Genomic DNA, 16813 nt, shown 5'->3' with positions numbered 1-16813 from the left:
AACAGGCAGGAATCATGGCAATCAAGTCACTTTAAGGTCGAGCGTTAACTATTTATTTAGAAGTTGAAATTCAGTTTCAGTGATCCGACGAGTTGACCCTCGGGTTGGCCGACATATTCTTCGCTTAAATAGGTAACGCCGTAGAAGTACGAAAGGCTATCGCCAAGACGCCAGTGAACACCGGCGCGTGCACGGAAACGCTCGTCTTCGGCGACGGTGCCAAAACTTGCCGGGAAATACGCGCTATCATCGACAACCGCATAGTCTGCACCAAGGACAAATCCGGTCCCTGCGCGCTCGCTCTCAACCCCTGTATATAGTTGCCCAGTCGGGCTGTCCCGCAACCAGAGGTCATTTTTCAGGTTTCCACCGATCAAAATATCCGCACCAACACGGACGAAATTCTCAACACCATATTGGGCTTCAACAAAGGGGCGCAGCGTTGTCGTTTCACTTAAGGAAACGGGGTAAGAAATCTCTGCCAAGGCGGTCGGGTAAAATGCATTGTCGACTTGGTTGGCGATAACCGAATTTGAGATGTTCGGAGCACTCACCACATCATGGAACCAATCCTGCATATCGGCCACACCGGTCTGTGGCCCAACGGCCACAACATCAACCCCAAGTGAGACATCAGCACCGCCTCGTGTGAAATGCGTATGGACGCCCGCGGACAGCGTTCCGACATAAGCGCGATCATTCGAACCGGCTCCATTCAATTCCGACGGAGCGATGATTTCGGTGCGCAAACGATATTCAAGCAAAGCGCCCGGCGCGCTCGGCGCGCGGTTTTGCCAGTCAGGGCCGCGTACGATGGAAAATGCATAAGATCCTGACCTCCAGCGATCCTCATTGTCGCCAAAGAAATCATTGGAGAATATGCGGCCATACCCAAGTGTTTCACGCTCCTGTGCAGCGGCAGGTGCAGCGGTTACCAAACTCGCACAAAGAATTCCAATCAAACGCATCGTCTTCCCCAACTTAAGGTTGTTTCGCAGACAGTAAGATAAAAGGCCGCCCATTGGCGACCCCTATCTCATTCAATTGCGACGGTGTAAATTGACCCATAGTTTACCCATTCGATAAGTACTTTTTCAAGCAAATCATAGCCCGATCCGTGACCCATCTTTGAATGTTACTCTTTGGCGTCCATAAAATACACATAGCATGTATATTAAGTCTAAGTACTATTTCTCATGAAATTTGAGCCCTCAGTTTGAGCTGATGGTTGTTTTGATGCCTTACAGCCCACGAAGTCGCCCTATCGCATCACTGAAAGTCAAAGACCGACCGCTGCGAAGTGCTCAGCATCCTGATTTTATGCCTCGAGAACCGGACGCAGGTCTGGCAATACTTCTGCAAAATTGGGGCGTTCCTGACTGTTGCAGCATCAATGCCATTCAATCGGGTATTGCCCGCAACGAATGGCGTGCAGGGATCAATGTATGCTCAATAAATTACAATTGAGCTGTCGAACCCAACAAAAGCAAGGCCAATTTGACAGATGCTCGCGATATCGTACCCGGCAGTATCGACGTCCACAGCTATGAACCTAAGATAGTCGCTTATTGGCACCTAATCTCTGCGTTTCCAAAGTAACCAAGAAAATTATCTTTTCGTCTACTCTTTGCCCGCCATTCACTCGTCGCTCCATAGGTTATGGCCTTCGGAATTGGATGAACGGTGCGTTGACGACCGGCTAGATGTACCGATCCAACAAGACTGGGCCGTTGGTTCGGCTCACAACCGCGCATTCGCTCATTTTTCAATGAATGTCGGTGTACCTCCCGGCGGGCATTCATAACACACCGTCGTTGATAGTTAACTAGATCTTGGGTGGACCTTCAGTATAAACAGGCACCCAGCTTGATTTACATGAAGGGCGGAAACCGGCCGTTTACTGCAGCTGAAACTATTCACTCACATACCAATAAAGCGGACGCAGCAGCATAAATAAATCTAAGTGGAAGTAGAAGACTTCGACGGAGCTTATTTTCGCGCCAAGGTGGACTGAGGATCTGATGAAATCACGGCCGTTCTAGTCGACTTGGAGTGGCCTGAAATCACAACGCAACGCTTTGTGACACCTAGGCTAAGGCAGGCTTATCGATGACCGAGGGTTGGTGCCTTGGTCGCCATAGTCGTGCAATAATTTCGCTAGAGTGAAAACGCATAGCATTGAGTTCTGTCCACCCCTTACCCGTCAGGAACAGCTCGATTCTTGCCGGGACTCTGACTGGTGGTCGGAACCATGGATGGTGTGAGCAGAAAATATTGGATTTTGGATATTAAATACTATAGAAGTACATTTATTGCGTTTTGGAGGAGATTGCATGTTCGGACTCGGTGATTTCTGTTTGAACCGAAATCTGTTGACAATGACGCACCTTGTTTCGCAAGTTTGTCAGAAGTCAAAATCGACGTGTCTTGCCAAAATAGCATCCCCAAAAAAGGAAGCCTAACAAGCGGCTTCCAAACCTACTGCCCTCATAACATGGAGAACTTGAGATGAAGATATTACCGAAAACCTTTGCGGCTGGTGCGATTGGCACCTTGTTGTCAACTGCTGCCTTTGCTGAGGAGATGACGCTGCGTTTTGCAGGCGTATTCCCGATCGACCATCAAGGGACAGTGATGATGGAGCAGGTTGCGGCGGACGTTGCTGCTGCTGATGTGGGCCTGACAATCGAATTGTTCCCCGCCAACCAGCTTGGCTCTGGTGAGGCCCTGTTTGAGGACGTCGCGCGCGGCAACATCGATTTGGCTGCGGCCTTTATCTATGCAGATACAGATCCCCGTCTTGAATTCTTGTCGATGCCGTTCCTCGTGGGCGGTTGGGACGACATGGATAACATCATGCGCAACATGGATTCCGAATATAATACAATCCTGCAGGAAATCACGGATGAGTATGGCGTGAGCGTCTTGGCGCAGAACCCTGAAGGGTTCGTCGGTATCGTCGCGACGCAAGAGCCAACCAACTACAACACATTCGACGACAAAGGCATGAACATCCGTGTTTGGTCTTCGAACGTAGTGAAAACCATGGTCGAAGAGCTGGGCTACCAGGCGACGACAATGGCGTGGGGGGATATCTTCCCGGCGATCCAATCGGGCATCGTGGATGGCGCGATTTGCTGCACCAAGACAGCGACATACTCGATCTTTGCGCAGTCTGATGTTGGTACGCACTTTGTTGAGTACAACTCAATCTCAGAGCTGACGTCATTTTACGCGTCTCAGCGTACTCTCGATGAGCTAAATGACGAGCAGCGCGCGGCCCTTTCGGCAGCGATGACCAAAGCGTCCGATGACTTCTTCACATACAACCGCGAAAACGACGCGAAGTTTGGAGAAATGCTTGTCGAAAGCGGATACACCATTCTGACCTTGACGGATGAAGAACAGGCTGCAATGGCTGCTCACATCCAGGAAACAGTCTGGCCCATGATGGCTGAAACCGTCGGCCAGGATATCATTGATCGTCTGCTGGCGGACAAGAACTGATACCAATAATATCAAGAGGGCCGGCGGATTTGCCGGCCCTCTTTTTGCTAGACCCAATTTATAAATAATCGGGGGGGGGACATGACAGATACACCAGAAGAACGGCCAATTATCGTTGCGAACGAGACGTTGGAAATCGAGCCAAAGATCACCGAGGAATTGCCGAGGTTCATTGGCGCGCCGATGGAATGGATGCTGGCCATCATGAAGTTAATCGTGACGTTTTCCGGTTTCCTGATGGCGCTGACATTCGGCTTGGTCGTGATCATCAGATACGGGTTTGGCGGAGACCTTTTTGCTTACGAAGAGTGGCTCTTGGCCATCAGCATCGTCGGCTTCTTTGCCGGTGCGGTTTTGGCATCAGAACGCAAGATGCACATCAACGCCGACATCTTGAGCATTGTGATCAAGGATCCCAAAAAGATTTGGTGGCGCGAGTTCCTCGTTCTAACGATCGAAGTCTTCGTAATCCTGTTTATCGTTTATGCCTGCTATGTTTCGCTGGCTGACGATTTCTCGTTCCCGCGTTTGCGCGCAACCCCGGTTCTGCGGATTCCCTTCGTGACATGGCGGATCGCGATCATGATCGCCTTTAGCTTCATGGCGATGTTCACGGCCGCATATCTCTATGTGCATATTCGCCAGGGGCTTGGCCTTCCTTTGAAATCCGATTCGGCCAAGGAGGCTGCCAAATGATCATTACTGGAAGTCTACTCATAGTCTGTTTGATGCTGCTGTTGGGCGTTAGCGTTTATGTGGCGTTTGGCTCGGTTCTCATCTTCATCGCCTTGGTCGGGGACCAGTCCGTTTCGGGCTATTTGCCCACAGGGGCGACCGGAGTCCGGTCGCTGGTCCTGCTGGCTATTCCTCTTTTTATGATTGCCGGTGGCATCATGGAGAAAGGCAAGATCGCGGCACCTCTCGTGTCTTTGGCCGAGATGTTCATCGGCCACATCAAAGGTGGGTTGAGCGCGGCGGGCGTGCTGGCCTGTGGGGTCTTCGGCTCCATTTCCGGCAGTGCCAATGCGACACTGACCTGCATCGGCGGCATCATGATGCCCCACCTAAAGGGGGCCAATTACCCACGTGGGCAATCTGCGGCGCTGATCGTATCCGCGAGCCCACTAGGCCTTCTGATCCCGCCCAGTGCATCGCACATTCTGTACGGCTGGGTCGCCCAGCAACACGTACTGAAGTGCTTTCTGTCCACGGTTATCCCCGCGATCATCCTGATTACGTTGTTGATTATCACCAACCAGTTCATGCTGCGTAAATTCGATGACATTCAGGTAAAGGACCGTCCGTCACCGTTCCTCCCGACTTTGGGTATGCAGGGGCGGCTGGCAGGCCCGGCATTGATGATGCCCATTATCATTCTGGGCGGCATTTACGGCGGTATCATGACCCCGACAGAGGCTGCGGGTATTGCTGTTGTTTATGCGATCCCGATTGCGATTTACTTCTATCGCGGCCTGACATGGAAATCTCTGGCGACCACCATCCAGGCTTCCGGAGTGACGATCGGCATGGTTATGGTCATGATCTTCATGGTTCTGATCGTGTCTGACAATCTGATCGCCCAAGGTGCTCCGGCGTTGGCCAAGCAAATGGTCTACTCGGTATCGGATAATCCAATCGTAATCTTGCTGATGATCAACGTTGTGATGATCTTAATCGGAATGCTGATGGATGATATCTCAGGCCTGCTATTGGCAACGCCGATCCTGCTGCCAATCGCACAAAGTGTTGGTGTGGATCCAATCCATTTTGCCGCCATCATCGGCGTCAATCTTGGGATGGCAAACATCACGCCGCCAACCGCGCCGCTGCTCTATCTTGGCGCGCAGGTATGTGATGTTCCTGTGTCAAAGATGCTTTGGCCAACGTTGATCTTCATCGTGTTCGCTTGGTTGCCGACGCTGATGCTTACAACGTTTGTTCCTGAATTGGCCCTGTGGCTGCCGGATTTGCTGCTCAGCCGATAGAAGCGAACTTTTGCTCTAAAAAAGAGGCGCCCCAAAGGTTGGGGCGCCTCTTTTTTTTTACAATGTTGTGCGCGGCGTCACAGACATTCTCAATCCAAACGTCCCCTGCATAAGACGGAATCAATAGGAAGTTGGGTAAGCCCAATAAATTATGGAAGATCATCATGTACGATAATATCGTTGTTGCACTGCCCTTGGAGCATGGGATCAGCCAACTGGCGCTGTCCGCAGCGCGTGCGTTAATCTCCCCTGGCGGACGCATCTCTGCCGTTCATGTCCACGAGCCGCCCAACAGTTCAATTTTAGTTTATTCGAAGAAGAGGTCGTCAAGAAATTGCACCAAGAGGCGCATCAGAAATTGACACAGCGCGTGGCAGAGGAGCCCGGCGTGTCCGCTGTATAACTTGAAGGCCACTCAGCAGGGCGCACGATCACCGAATTTACCAATACTCATGACGCAGGCTGCGTGGTCATCGCATCATACGAACCCGGTATGAAAGAGTTCTTCTTAGGCTCGACTTCCGCACTCGTAGTGCGTCACGCATATTGCGCGGTTCATGTGTTGCGAGTCTGAAAGTTCGAAAACGAAGCCGATTGGATAGAAATGGCGTCTGGCGGATCTGGGGTCTACAAAGTTCATTCTAGGGATGTCGCTAGGGTTGCTGGACCTACTGCTTGGGTGATGGGTAAAGTGACTGGTTGCATGTGTGAATTCGCGACTGTGGTCAAACTAAAATCACAAAGGCCGGCGAACTTTGCCGGCTTTTGGTTCCTCTGGGTTTTGCCTTTCGCGCGCAACCGCATGCCCAAAGTCAAACGTAGGGCAGGATAGATAATGCGATAACAAGTGCCATTCCGGCAGCAATGAAGAATACGAACTTGGCGTTTTCGCGACGATCTTGGGTCATTCTCTTTGTCTCCAGTTGGGATTGGATATTGTATTTACATGGCGACATGTATTCCTACTCCCGCAGAAGCAAAATAATAGATATTGCAACTTTGATATGCACAGAGGTCATGACTTGCATAGATCCGGGTGCGGTACAGTCACAAACTCAGGGCGACGCAACCTAGCTTGCAGTGGTATGCTGACTACCTCCTAAGTCACTATTTCTCAAATTTTGCATATTGGATTTTGGATACATTACATGTATCAATGAGGAGAAGTCAGCACTTCAGAGCAAAGCGAATCAATAAGAGCGGGAATTCAGATATCCAAGATGGGTGCTACGTACACTCGTATTTCTGAGGCTCTAAATCTGATGCTGAAAATTTGAAGAAACACAGGTCTACGACCACAAGAATCAGGAGACGATATGTCAACGAACATCTTTACGGGAACAATGCCCGCCCTCATGACGCCGTGCAAAACAGACCGGACACCGGATTTCGACGCCCTCGTTAAAAAGGGCAAGGAAATGGTCGAGGCCGGAATGTCGGCCGTGGTTTACTGTGGCTCGATGGGAGATTGGCCTCTTTTGTCCGACGAAGAGCGGATGACTGGAGTTGAGCGTCTGGTGGAAGCTGGCTTGCCCGTTGTAGTGGGGACCGGGGCGATCAACTCGAAATCTGCCGTGGCACATGCGGCCCACGCCCAGAAGGTTGGCGCAGCGGGGCTGATGGTGATCCCGCGTGTGTTGTCACGCGGGTCTTCCATCGAAGCGCAGAAGAACCATTTCGAGGCTATTTTGACAGCTGCGCCAGACGTACCGGCGGTCATCTACAACAGCCCGGTCTACGGCTTCGCCACGCGCGCCGATCTGTTCCTCGCGTTACGCGCCGAGCATCCCAATCTGATTGGGTTTAAAGAATTTGGCGGAAAGAGCGATCTGCGTTACGCAGCAGAGCATATTACGTCGAAGGACGATCAGATTACTCTGATGGTTGGCGTGGACACAGAAGTTTATCATGGTTTTGTCAACTGTGGCGCCACCGGATCAATTACAGGTATTGGTACTGCCCTGCCCAAGGAAGCCCTTCTGCTGGCCGCTTTGTCGCAGAAAGCTGCTGAAGGCAATGCGGAAGCTCGACTGCGCGCCCAAGAACTGGAGGAAGCTTTTGGTGTTTTGGCCAGCTTCGACGAAGGCACCGACCTTGTTCTTTACTACAAGTATCTGCTCGTCCTGAATGGCGAGGAGGAATACCGTCTGCACTTCAACGCAACTGATGAGCTTAATGACGCACAGCGCAACTATTGCGAACAGCAATATGCGCTCTTCAACGCATGGTTTGCGGATTGGTCAAAGCAGGGCGGGATCATCTCTGAATGCATGTAATCGACAGCCATACTGGAGGAATGCCCACACGGGTGATCCTTGATGGCGGTCCGGATCTTGGATCTGGGTCCTTGGCCAAACGTACACTGCGTTTGGCCAAGGATCACGAGGCGTTCTACAAATCGGTTCTGCTGGAACCACGCGGCCAGCCGGGCATGGTCGGGGCTCTTCTGGTTGAACCCGTTGATCCTAGCTGTGTCATCGGTGTGATCTATTTTGATGCCGAAGCGGTCTTGGGCATGTGCGGGCACGGTACCATCGGCCTGGCGGTGACGTTGGCCGAAGAGGGTCGGATCGAGGTGGGAACGCATCGGATAGAAACCCCTGCTGGGATTGTGACCGTCGAACTTCATGATACCAACACTGTCTCAGTGACCAATATTGAAAGCCGCCGAGTGGCCGCAGACGTATCGGTCGAGGTTGAAGGGTATGGAAGGGTAACCGGGGATCTGGCTTATGGAGGCAATTGGTTCTTTATTGCAGACGCTGAGCCAATCGAGGTTTCGACGGCAAATATTCAACGCCTGAAGGATTTATCCATAGCAATCCGCAAGACATGCAATGAGCGAGGAATTGGGGGGCCTCAGGGGCAGCCAGTGGATCACGTTATCCTGAGCGGCCCATCCCCGAACAGCGACTGCCTGAGGCGCAATTTCGTTCTGTGCCCGGATGGTGAATATGACCGGTCTCCTTGTGGCACGGGCAGCTCTGCGTTTGCGGCATGCCTGGCGGCACGGGGGCAACTGGACCCAGGTCAGCAGATTACTCTGAAGAGCGTGATTGGAAGCGCATATCGCTTGTCATATCAGCGGGGATCCGAAGGCGGCATCATTCCGACGTTGACCGGCGAGGCGCATATCATGGCCAAAAGCACTCTGATCTTTGCAACCGATGATCCGTTCAGGGCGGGCATCGTTCTGTAACACCCGTCGGGGCGGACTCTTCGCCTCGATGCCTAACAATCGAGCATAGGCGTTTCTCATGCCACAGAAAATTGTTGTTGTTGGTGCAGGCGTGGTTGGTATCAGCATAGCGCTGGAACTGCTCCGGCAGGGTCATTGCGTGCAGGTGATTGATCGCAAGGGCGTGGCCGCCGAAGCCTCGCGGGGCAATGCTGGGGCTTTTGCATTCTCCGATATCGTGCCCTTGGCCACTCCCGGAATCATGCTAAAGGCACCCAAATGGCTGCTGGACCCATCGGGACCACTGTCGTTGCCGCCCAGTTATGCCCACAGGATCGCGCCCTGGATGTTGCGGTTCTGGCGGGCCAGTTGGCAGGATAGGTATGAGCATTCCATCGTTGCACAAACCGCGCTGATGGGCCTTTCACGCAAGGCACTGGAACGGCAGATTGCAGGGGTTGATGGCGAAAGTCTCATTCGGCGGGAAGGGCAATTGCAACTGTTTGAAGGTGCGCGCGAGTATAAGGCCAGTTTGAAGACGTGGAATTTACGCCGCACCCATGGAATTGAATTTGAATTGCTGGAAAGTGCTAGGGCCATTGCCGAGATTCAGCCGGGTATTGATCCGCGGTTCACCCATGCAGGCTACACGCCACAGTGGATGAATGTGGTTGACCCCAAAACCTGGGTCGAACATCTGGCACAGACCTTTGTGGCACAGGGCGGTGCCATTGAAAAAGGTGATATCCGTGCGCTGGAAAACACAGCGGATGGTGTGTTGCTGACCACCTCTGATGGCGAAACCGTCGCAAGCAAGATTGTTGTGGCGTGTGGGGCCTGGTCGCATCATCTCGCACGCACTCTGGGGGACCGCATCCCGCTTGAGACCGAGCGCGGGTACAACACCACATTGCCGGATGCAGCCTTTGACCTGCGTACGCATCTTACCTTTGGCGGGCATGGCTTTGTTGTCAGCCGCATCAATGATGGTGTGCGTGTCGGCGGCGCTGTTGAGTTGGGCGGGCTGAAGATGGCCCCGAATTACAAACGCGCCGATATCCTGCTCAGGAAAGCGGCACGCTTCTTGCCAGACCTCAAGACCGAAGGTGGCAAGCAATGGATGGGATTTCGTCCCTCGATGCCGGACAGCCTACCGGTCATCGGAATATCGCAACGTGCTGGCAACGTAATCTATGCCTTTGGCCACGGGCATCTGGGCCTAACTCAAGCAGCGGGGACCGCCGAGTTGGTGGGGTCGATCATCAACGAGAAGGCTCCATCAATTTCGATTGCACCCTATGCTCCAACGCGTTTTTGAAGGAATCACCGACGCGTATCAGGAAAATCATACATGTTATCTCGGCCCACGCAGAGGGTGAGGTCGGCGATGTGACTATGGTTGCGTTGCGCCGCCGCCCGGCGAAACCTTGTGGAAACGACTTAGCTTTGTCGCCCGGGATGAGACTCTGCGAAGCTTTGTGCTCAATGAACCGCGCGGCGGGGTGTTTCGCCATGTGAACCTGCTGGTGCCGCCCAAACATCCCCAAGCCGATGCCGCCTTTATCATCATGGAGCCGGAAGATACGCGGCCAATGTCGGGATCAAATTCGATTTGTGTCTCGACAGTTCTGCTTGATGCCGGGCTGGTTGAAATGCACGAGCCCGTAACGGAGCTTCAGCTGGAGGCCCCCGGCGGGCTGGTCATGGTACGGGCCGAGTGCAGAGGTGGCAAAGCTGAACGGGTTTTTGTGCAGAACCTACCCAGTTTTGCCGACAAGTTCGATGTGCCGCTGGAGCTGCCGGGATTGGGCACCCTGACCATCGCGATACCGCCGATGGCGGGGCCAGTTTCGTGGTGGTTGATGCCGCATCCGCGGGGTTAGAGATTGTCGAGGCAGAGGCCAAAGACATTGCTCGCTGCGGCGTAGCGATCAGCGATGCGGCAAATGAGCAGTTTGGGTTTACCCACCCCGGGTTTCCCGATTGGGGTCACATCTCATTCTGTGCGTTTTGTGGTGTGTTGAGCCAGCCAGGAACCGGCCGACAGGGAAATCAACTGTGGCCATCCAGCCGGGCAAGATGGATCGCCTGCCAACCGGTACTGCAGAGTCTGCCCGCATGGCGTTGATGGCGGCCAAAGGACAGATGCAATTTGGTCAAACGTTCAAGGCGGTATCGATCATCGGATCATGTTTCATAGGGCATATCGTTTATCAGGCGCAGGTGTGAGAACGCTCCGCCATCATTCCTGAAATCAGCGGGCGGGGCTGGATCACCGGCCCGCACCAACATATGTTGGACCTGTCCGACCCATGGCCTGGCGGATCTCGTCTGAGCGATACCTGGGGCGCCTAAGCTCAGTCGTCGCGCAGGGATAGCAGTTCGTTGTACAGAGCCTCGGGAATCTCGACATATCCACGCTTTAAATTGCGCGCCCGGGCAGCAAAACGTCGTTGCGAGGGCAGGCGTGCGCCCTGATCAATGATGTCAGCGAACAGTCGTTCCGCCCGCGCGTCGTTTTCTGCGACCTTACCGTTGCTGAACTGCACCGGGTCAAAGGCCAGAATGATCTCACCATGGTATGGTGCGCCCGCCGCACCACCTGCAAATTCCATGCTTTCAAGGCTGGTCATATCATCAATCAACGGGCCCGCCAGCAATTCGATCATAACGGATAAGGCAGATCCTTTGTAGCCACCAAAGGTCAGCATCGCGCCATCCAGTGCAGACTGCGGATCAGTTGTAGGATTTCCATCCCTGTCGATTGCCACACCTGCTGGCAGTGGTTTGCCCGCACGTTTATAAAGCTCAATCTCACCTCGCGCAAAACCGCTAGTGGCAAAATCAAACGTGAACGGGTCCTGACCCGAGCGCGGCCAGGAAAAGGCCAATGGGTTGGTGCCGAGGCTGCCGCGCGTCCCACCGGCTGGCGCGACCCAGGAATGACTCGGAACCATGGCCATCGCCGCCAGACCGGCAGCGGAAAGCCTTTCGACTTCAGGCCAAAGCGCTGAAAAGTGAAAACAGTTGTTGATGGCCATAGCGGCGATCCCGTGATGGCGGGATTTCTCAACCAGTGCCGGCAGGGCCTTTTCAAACGCCAACAGAGATATGCCACCTCGTGCATCCACTTTGACCACCGCATTGTCCGAATGTGCGACATGAGGCAGTGCGTGGCCGTCTACCTTGCCCGCTAGCATCGTCTGCGCACACATGATCAGCCGAAACAGGCCATGGGACTGACAATCGTCCAACTGACAGGCATAGAGCATTTCAGTGATAGCAGCAGCGTGGGCGCGCCCGTAGCCAACATGGCTCAAGATCGATAGACTCAGGGTTTTGATTTCTGACAGGCTTATCTGTTTTGAACTTGTCATGCTGATTATCCTTGCCTGGTGTCAATATGGATATTGGATGCAATGATTCATTGTACGAGTTCAACCAATTTCCATGCACAAAATAACTTCAATATTGATATACACAGTGGACCTAGGATACTTTGCATCCAAAATACAATTGAAAGACAGCATCATGGCAGCCAGTCGGGCATTCAAGAAACTGAGCTTACCAGAAATGATTTCTGATGATCTGCGAGATCGAATTCTAAGTGGTGATATCGCGGAAGGGGAAGCTATTCGGCAAGAGTTGCTTGCTGAAGAATACGAGGTCTCTCGTATGCCGGTGCGCGAGGCGCTTAAGCGGCTCAGTGCTGAAGGGCTGATCTCGTGGGAAAACAATATAGGCGGTTCAGTCGTTAAACACTCGTTGCGCGAAATCGGTGAGATATTCGATCTGCGGGCTCTGATCGAAGCCGACCTGTTTCGCCGCGCAATCCCAAACATGACGTCTGTTGATTTTGAACGATGTGAAAAAATTCTGGCGGATATGGAAGGATCCTACGCATCGGATGATGTAGGCCAATGGGGGCAGCTCAACCATGATTATCATGCGGCCCTATATGCTGCCGCCGACCGGCGATTGACCGACGATTTGCTGGCACGGATAAGTATACATTCCGACCGCTATGTCCGCATTCATCTGAGCGTGATGAAACAACGCGACCCCGCCCGCAAAGAGCATCGAAAGTTGCTGGCATATGCCATAGAAGGCGACGTGGTGAGCGCAGGCGAACTGCTTGAAAAGCACATTTCTCGAACCAAGAACGAATTGCTGGAAATGGTGGCAGCTCAAAGAAGCCAAAACGGAGCGTAGCGGAACGACGCACGCGATACGGCCTTGCACTTTGAGATATTATATTGGATACAATATCCATAACTAGCTCTTTCTGGAAGCGAGACCGAGATGAACTTTACGCCACACGGGAAACATCTGATTGCAGGAAACTGGACATCGGGCGACGCAATTTTTTCGTCCAGCCCAGCCCATGGCCCCAGCCACGACTACGCCGTCGGGCGCGTTGAGGATGTGGATGCCGCAGTTCAGGCCGCCGAAGACGCGTTTTGGGACTATGGCTACTCTTCCCGTGAAGTCCGCGCAGAATTCTTGAACACCATCGCTGACGAGATCGAGGCACGCGCCGCCGCCATCACTGAAATCGGCACGCAGGAAACCGGTCTTCCCGAAGCCCGCTTGCAAGGGGAACGGGGGCGCACAACAGGGCAACTACGCCTGTTTGCTTCTCACATTCTGGCAGGGGACTATCTGGATCGCCGCCACGACGGCGCACTGCCGGACCGACAGCCTCTGCCGCGCCCGGACTTGAAGATGGTCCAACGCCCGATCGGCCCGGTTGCCGTGTTCGGGGCCTCGAACTTTCCATTGGCGTTTTCCACAGCCGGTGGTGACACAGCCGCAGCACTTGCCGCTGGATGCCCCGTTGTTGTCAAAGGCCATTCGGCCCATCCGGGCACCGGCGAGATTATCGCCGAAGCCATTGCAGCTGCCATCCGAAAGTGCAACCTGCAACCGGGTGTCTTCAGCATGATCCAGGGCGGCAATCGCGCGGTTGGCGCAGCTCTTGTTCAGCATCCATTGATCAAGGCTGTTGGATTCACCGGCTCTCTGGCAGGCGGACGCGCTTTGTTCGATCTATGCGCTTCGCGCCCGGAACCCATTCCGTTTTTTGGGGAGCTCGGGTCGGTCAATCCGATGTTCATCCTGAATAACGCCCTACACGCACGCGGAGAAGCCATCGGTAAGGGCTGGGCCGCTTCGCTTAGCATGGGTGCCGGACAATTTTGCACCAATCCCGGAATCGCGGTTGTTTGTGCAGGTGAGGCTGGTGAAGCATTTGCAACAGCTGCGTGTCAGGCGTTAGGCGATGTTACAGCGCAAACTATGCTGACAGACGGAATTGCATCAGCCTATCGTGATGGTCAACGGCAGATAGCTGAAACCAGCGGCGTGCAGGAATTGCTTGTGTCGATGTGTGACCAGCGCGACGCAACGCCTTACCTGTACCGTACAACAGCCAAGAACTGGTTGAACAACCACGCGCTGGCAGAAGAAGTGTTTGGTCCGTTGGGCCTCATCGTCGAAGCAGAAAACGAAGCCGAGATGCGAAAAATCGCTCTGAGCTTGCAAGGACAATTGACCTGCACACTGCATATGGACGACTCTGATCTGCCAGCAGCAGCGGCATTGATGCCGATCTTTGAGCGAAAGGCCGGGCGTATTCTTGCAAACGGCTTCCCGACCGGGGTCGAGGTGAGCGACACAATGGTTCACGGCGGGCCCTACCCTGCATCGACAAACTTCGGCGCGACTTCCGTTGGAACTTTATCGATCCGCCGCTTCCTGCGTCCGGTCTGCTACCAGAACCTGCCAGCAGAATTGGTACCTGAACGCCAAGCCTAACCGGTTTCTTCCCGAATACCCGGAAACTATGCCATCCAGACCGGTTGAGGTGATAATGAAGTGGCCGCGTTGCTTGCACCGCGCGGCCACTTCTCCATTGTCGGCCCGCAAATTGCTAAGTTTCGCAGACTTGGCTTGAGTTCGCAGCCTGAACGCAGGCGGACATCCCGCCAAAGAAACATTCGTGTGCGGCTCTGGATCCAAAGGGTGGCTTGAATCACACTGGGATCCAAGCGTCCGAACGGCTTATTTTGTTGAAAAACTCTTCTTGATCGATGGGGCATCCGCTGATTCAATTCCAATATTGGTTGGGAGATTTAGGGATGCTGGGACCAAAGCAGGAAGCACAGGCGGTGCTGTTCTATGAGTTCTCTCTGGAAGATCTTGTCCCGCAAGATCACCTGATACGGCCGATTGATCGGTTCGTCGATTTGAACGGTATCCGCCAGTACTTAAGTCAGTTTTATAGCCACACGGGCCGCCCTTCCATCGATCCCGAGTTACTGATCTGCATGCTTTTGGTGGGCTACTGTTTTGGCATCCGGTCCGAACGTCGCTTGTGTGAAGAGGTTCATCTCAACCAGGCATATCGCTGGTTCTGCCGTCTTGATTTGAGTGATCGCGTGCCTGACCATTCGACGTTTTCCAAGAACAGGTACGGGCGCTTCCGAGAGAGTGATCTGCTGCGACATCTGTTCGAGACGACAGTTGCGCAGTGTATTTAGGAAGGATTGGTCAGCGGCCAACGCATGGCGATTGACCCTGCGTTTGTTCCTCCCGCGCAGTGAACCAGCAAGACCGAGAGTGTTACAAGGATAACCCCGAAAAGCCTAAAATAGATCTAGATGTCTGACCCGGCGCCTGATTTGCAAGCGCCGGGTACATTTTGCGTAAAGTGACAGAGCAGCTGCCCGCCCTACCCAAGGTCGATTTGAAGGTGCGGCTCCCAGTCGCTGGTGCGTTCCACTGAATGCCCCTTCGGACCAACCGTACCACGTATCCGTTTTCGAAAATTCGAGAAGCTCTCGAAAGAAACAACATCAACCGGTTCATTCAAATCCAGCTCGACCCGAAACCATCCCGGCTTGAGTTGCCGTACACTGACAACCGTCGCAGAAAAAAACTGTGACAGATAGGTTCCGCTTACCTTCTCGCCGACACTCCATCCCTTTGGTGCGCCGTTTCCGATCGCTGCCAGCATGGTATTCCAATCGCGAAAGCCATGTTGATGGGCAACCTGTTCCAGCGATTGGGCATGTCCAATGGCGGTTCCATTTGAACCTTTCGCCAAGCGAAGCTTTTTTGCCAGGTCCTTTGCCTGAGCAACAGTCGGATATTGTTCAGTCATCGTGCCACTCCTTTCTCGGTGTGGAAAACTCCAAGCAATAGGTCGTTTCTTTTGGGGCCTATCCCCTCAACATACGTATGGACTCAAGGAAAGGAATCGTGAGATGAGTGACGAATGGGAAATGACGTTCAGCCTGTCAATCAAAGGAGCGCGGGGGGATTCTCTCGCGCTTGGACTAAGGCAAAAAACCATAAGCTTGTCGCCACTTTGGTCGGAGGGCTTGTAATGGTCCCCGTCATCGTAGAGAAAATTACAGTTCCTCTAGATATATTTGAGTTTTTTGGATGGCTGGCAATGTCGGCACCAAACTGGCCTTCACAAACGTGGTTCCCTTGGGCTGCTGTAGTTTTGAATATCTTAGCTTGTGTCTTTTTATTTCGAATAATGTTCGCACGTGAGCATCGAGAACTTACATTGAGTGATCGAGTGGCAAATAATGAAAGACAAATGCTTGATGCAAAGTTAGAGAAATACAACGAGAATCTTGAACGCGTATTTAGCTATGTTACGATAGCCCATGAGATTGACGCCCTTCGAGATTTTGAAATGCGTTTATTCCAACACCGAAACCATATTTATAACATCACAAGGAAGGGCGACTTGGCTTTCAGAGATGCACGAATGTCTGATCTTGAGGCGAAAATCTCCTCAAACTCTGGGTTTGTGGCCATAGCGCGGTCTGACTTGGAAAAGGTGTCTGGCTGGACAGACGAAGAAAAGATTATCGTAGACTTTAGCAAGGTAGAGAGTGAAGTTTTGGATGAAAAGTTTGTAAATTGGAATGCTAGGGTCAATCACCTAATGAGGGTTGTATCAAGAAGAAGATTGGAACTGTCTGGTTTAGCAAGAGATGGCCGCAAAAATTTGATTGGAGATACCGAAGGTGCCGAATCTGAAAACCGCCCGAAAAGGCAAGATTGAAGAGTTCATTAAAGAACACGAGGCCGATCCAGACGGCGACCTCGACAAGCTTGATGC

The 16813-nt window shown here is 53.0% G+C and carries 13 protein-coding genes and 2 pseudogenes; 12 read left to right on the top strand and 3 right to left on the bottom strand.

All coding sequences use genetic code 11. The annotated features are described in order from the left end of the window. Positions 1 to 56: 56 nt before the first annotated feature. Complete coding sequence (locus tag OCA8868_RS05575) at positions 57 to 968, bottom strand: lipid A-modifier LpxR family protein (RefSeq protein WP_093996159.1); 912 nt, start codon at positions 966 to 968, stop codon at positions 57 to 59. A gap of 1540 nt (positions 969 to 2508) precedes the next feature. Here OCA8868_RS05575 and dctP point away from each other — a divergent pair. The 8 genes and pseudogenes from dctP to OCA8868_RS17010 all read left to right on the top strand — a co-directional run bounded on the left by dctP (position 2509) and on the right by OCA8868_RS17010 (position 11025). Then, positions 2509 to 3507, top strand: coding sequence for a TRAP transporter substrate-binding protein DctP (gene dctP, locus OCA8868_RS05565; protein ID WP_093995600.1), 999 nt, complete (start codon positions 2509 to 2511; stop codon positions 3505 to 3507). Between the two features lie 81 nt (positions 3508 to 3588). Then, the gene (locus OCA8868_RS05560; protein ID WP_093995599.1) at positions 3589 to 4203 is read left to right on the top strand and encodes a TRAP transporter small permease; all 615 of its coding nucleotides are present in this window, start codon (positions 3589 to 3591) and stop codon (positions 4201 to 4203) included. After that, the gene (locus OCA8868_RS05555) at positions 4200 to 5492 is read left to right on the top strand and encodes a TRAP transporter large permease (RefSeq protein WP_093995598.1); all 1293 of its coding nucleotides are present in this window, start codon (positions 4200 to 4202) and stop codon (positions 5490 to 5492) included. The genes OCA8868_RS05560 and OCA8868_RS05555 overlap by 4 nt, the downstream gene beginning before the upstream one ends. Before the next feature lie 466 nt (positions 5493 to 5958). Continuing rightward, complete coding sequence (locus OCA8868_RS16785; RefSeq protein ID WP_245848062.1) at positions 5959 to 6066, top strand: adenine nucleotide alpha hydrolase family protein; 108 nt, start codon at positions 5959 to 5961, stop codon at positions 6064 to 6066. Positions 6067 to 6808: 742 nt separating this feature from the next. Then, on the top strand, positions 6809 to 7768 hold the full coding sequence (locus OCA8868_RS05545) for a dihydrodipicolinate synthase family protein (protein ID WP_093995597.1): 960 nt from the start codon (positions 6809 to 6811) through the stop codon (positions 7766 to 7768). Beyond that, positions 7759 to 8691 carry a 4-hydroxyproline epimerase gene (locus tag OCA8868_RS05540; protein WP_093995596.1) on the top strand — a complete coding sequence of 311 codons (933 nt, stop codon included), beginning with the start codon at positions 7759 to 7761 and terminating at the stop codon, positions 8689 to 8691. Before OCA8868_RS05545 ends, OCA8868_RS05540 begins: the two co-directional genes overlap by 10 nt. A gap of 58 nt (positions 8692 to 8749) precedes the next feature. After that, a complete protein-coding gene (locus tag OCA8868_RS05535) occupies positions 8750 to 9988 on the top strand; it encodes an NAD(P)/FAD-dependent oxidoreductase (RefSeq protein ID WP_093995595.1) in 1239 nt (412 codons plus the stop codon). Beyond that, positions 9985 to 11025, top strand: a pseudogene (locus OCA8868_RS17010) (proline racemase family protein). The gene OCA8868_RS05535 and the pseudogene OCA8868_RS17010 overlap by 4 nt, the downstream one beginning before the upstream one ends. A 2-nt stretch (positions 11026 to 11027) precedes the next feature. Here OCA8868_RS17010 and OCA8868_RS05525 read toward each other — a convergent pair. Continuing rightward, the gene (locus OCA8868_RS05525; RefSeq protein ID WP_093995594.1) at positions 11028 to 12047 is read right to left on the bottom strand and encodes an Ldh family oxidoreductase; all 1020 of its coding nucleotides are present in this window, start codon (positions 12045 to 12047) and stop codon (positions 11028 to 11030) included. A gap of 154 nt (positions 12048 to 12201) precedes the next feature. On the opposite strand from OCA8868_RS05525, the gene OCA8868_RS05520 reads away from it, so the two are divergent. From OCA8868_RS05520 to OCA8868_RS05510, 3 genes and pseudogenes are all read left to right on the top strand, one after another. Then, complete coding sequence (locus OCA8868_RS05520; RefSeq protein WP_093995593.1) at positions 12202 to 12882, top strand: GntR family transcriptional regulator; 681 nt, start codon at positions 12202 to 12204, stop codon at positions 12880 to 12882. A gap of 90 nt (positions 12883 to 12972) precedes the next feature. Next, a complete protein-coding gene (locus tag OCA8868_RS05515) occupies positions 12973 to 14487 on the top strand; it encodes an aldehyde dehydrogenase (NADP(+)) (protein WP_093995592.1) in 1515 nt (504 codons plus the stop codon). 323 nt (positions 14488 to 14810) lie between these two features. Further along, a pseudogene (locus tag OCA8868_RS05510) lies at positions 14811 to 15209 on the top strand (transposase); the annotation flags it as partial. A 194-nt stretch (positions 15210 to 15403) separates the two neighbouring features. Here OCA8868_RS05510 and OCA8868_RS05505 read toward each other — a convergent pair. Next, positions 15404 to 15835 carry a glyoxalase superfamily protein gene (locus OCA8868_RS05505; RefSeq protein ID WP_093995591.1) on the bottom strand — a complete coding sequence of 144 codons (432 nt, stop codon included), beginning with the start codon at positions 15833 to 15835 and terminating at the stop codon, positions 15404 to 15406. A gap of 114 nt (positions 15836 to 15949) precedes the next feature. On the opposite strand from OCA8868_RS05505, the gene OCA8868_RS05500 reads away from it, so the two are divergent. After that, entirely contained in the window at positions 15950 to 16756 is an 807-nt protein-coding gene (locus tag OCA8868_RS05500) for a hypothetical protein (protein ID WP_093995590.1), read from the top strand. The last annotated feature ends 57 nt before the right edge of the window (positions 16757 to 16813 follow it).

This window comes from Octadecabacter ascidiaceicola, from assembly GCF_900185015.1.
Classification (GTDB): Bacteria; Pseudomonadota; Alphaproteobacteria; order Rhodobacterales; family Rhodobacteraceae; genus Octadecabacter; species Octadecabacter ascidiaceicola.
Note: the sequence above shows the minus strand (reverse complement) of the source record. Positions and strands in the feature narration are given on the sequence as shown.

Excerpts from the sequence above, each read along its gene's own strand:
- OCA8868_RS05535 (WP_093995595.1), top strand. The coding sequence starts at position 8,750 with ATGCCACAGAAAATTGTTGTTGTTGGTGCAGGCGTGGTTGGTATCAGC.
- OCA8868_RS05520 (WP_093995593.1), top strand. The coding sequence starts at position 12,202 with ATGGCAGCCAGTCGGGCATTCAAGAAACTGAGCTTACCAGAAATGATT.
- OCA8868_RS05540 (WP_093995596.1), top strand. The coding sequence starts at position 7,759 with ATGCATGTAATCGACAGCCATACTGGAGGAATGCCCACACGGGTGATC.
- dctP (WP_093995600.1), top strand. The coding sequence starts at position 2,509 with ATGAAGATATTACCGAAAACCTTTGCGGCTGGTGCGATTGGCACCTTG.
- OCA8868_RS05515 (WP_093995592.1), top strand. The coding sequence starts at position 12,973 with ATGAACTTTACGCCACACGGGAAACATCTGATTGCAGGAAACTGGACA.
- OCA8868_RS05500 (WP_093995590.1), top strand. The coding sequence starts at position 15,950 with ATGGGAAATGACGTTCAGCCTGTCAATCAAAGGAGCGCGGGGGGATTC.
- OCA8868_RS05555 (WP_093995598.1), top strand. The coding sequence starts at position 4,200 with ATGATCATTACTGGAAGTCTACTCATAGTCTGTTTGATGCTGCTGTTG.
- OCA8868_RS05505 (WP_093995591.1), bottom strand. The coding sequence starts at position 15,835 with ATGACTGAACAATATCCGACTGTTGCTCAGGCAAAGGACCTGGCAAAA.
- OCA8868_RS05575 (WP_093996159.1), bottom strand. The coding sequence starts at position 968 with ATGCGTTTGATTGGAATTCTTTGTGCGAGTTTGGTAACCGCTGCACCT.
- OCA8868_RS05545 (WP_093995597.1), top strand. The coding sequence starts at position 6,809 with ATGTCAACGAACATCTTTACGGGAACAATGCCCGCCCTCATGACGCCG.
- OCA8868_RS05525 (WP_093995594.1), bottom strand. The coding sequence starts at position 12,047 with ATGACAAGTTCAAAACAGATAAGCCTGTCAGAAATCAAAACCCTGAGT.
- OCA8868_RS05560 (WP_093995599.1), top strand. The coding sequence starts at position 3,589 with ATGACAGATACACCAGAAGAACGGCCAATTATCGTTGCGAACGAGACG.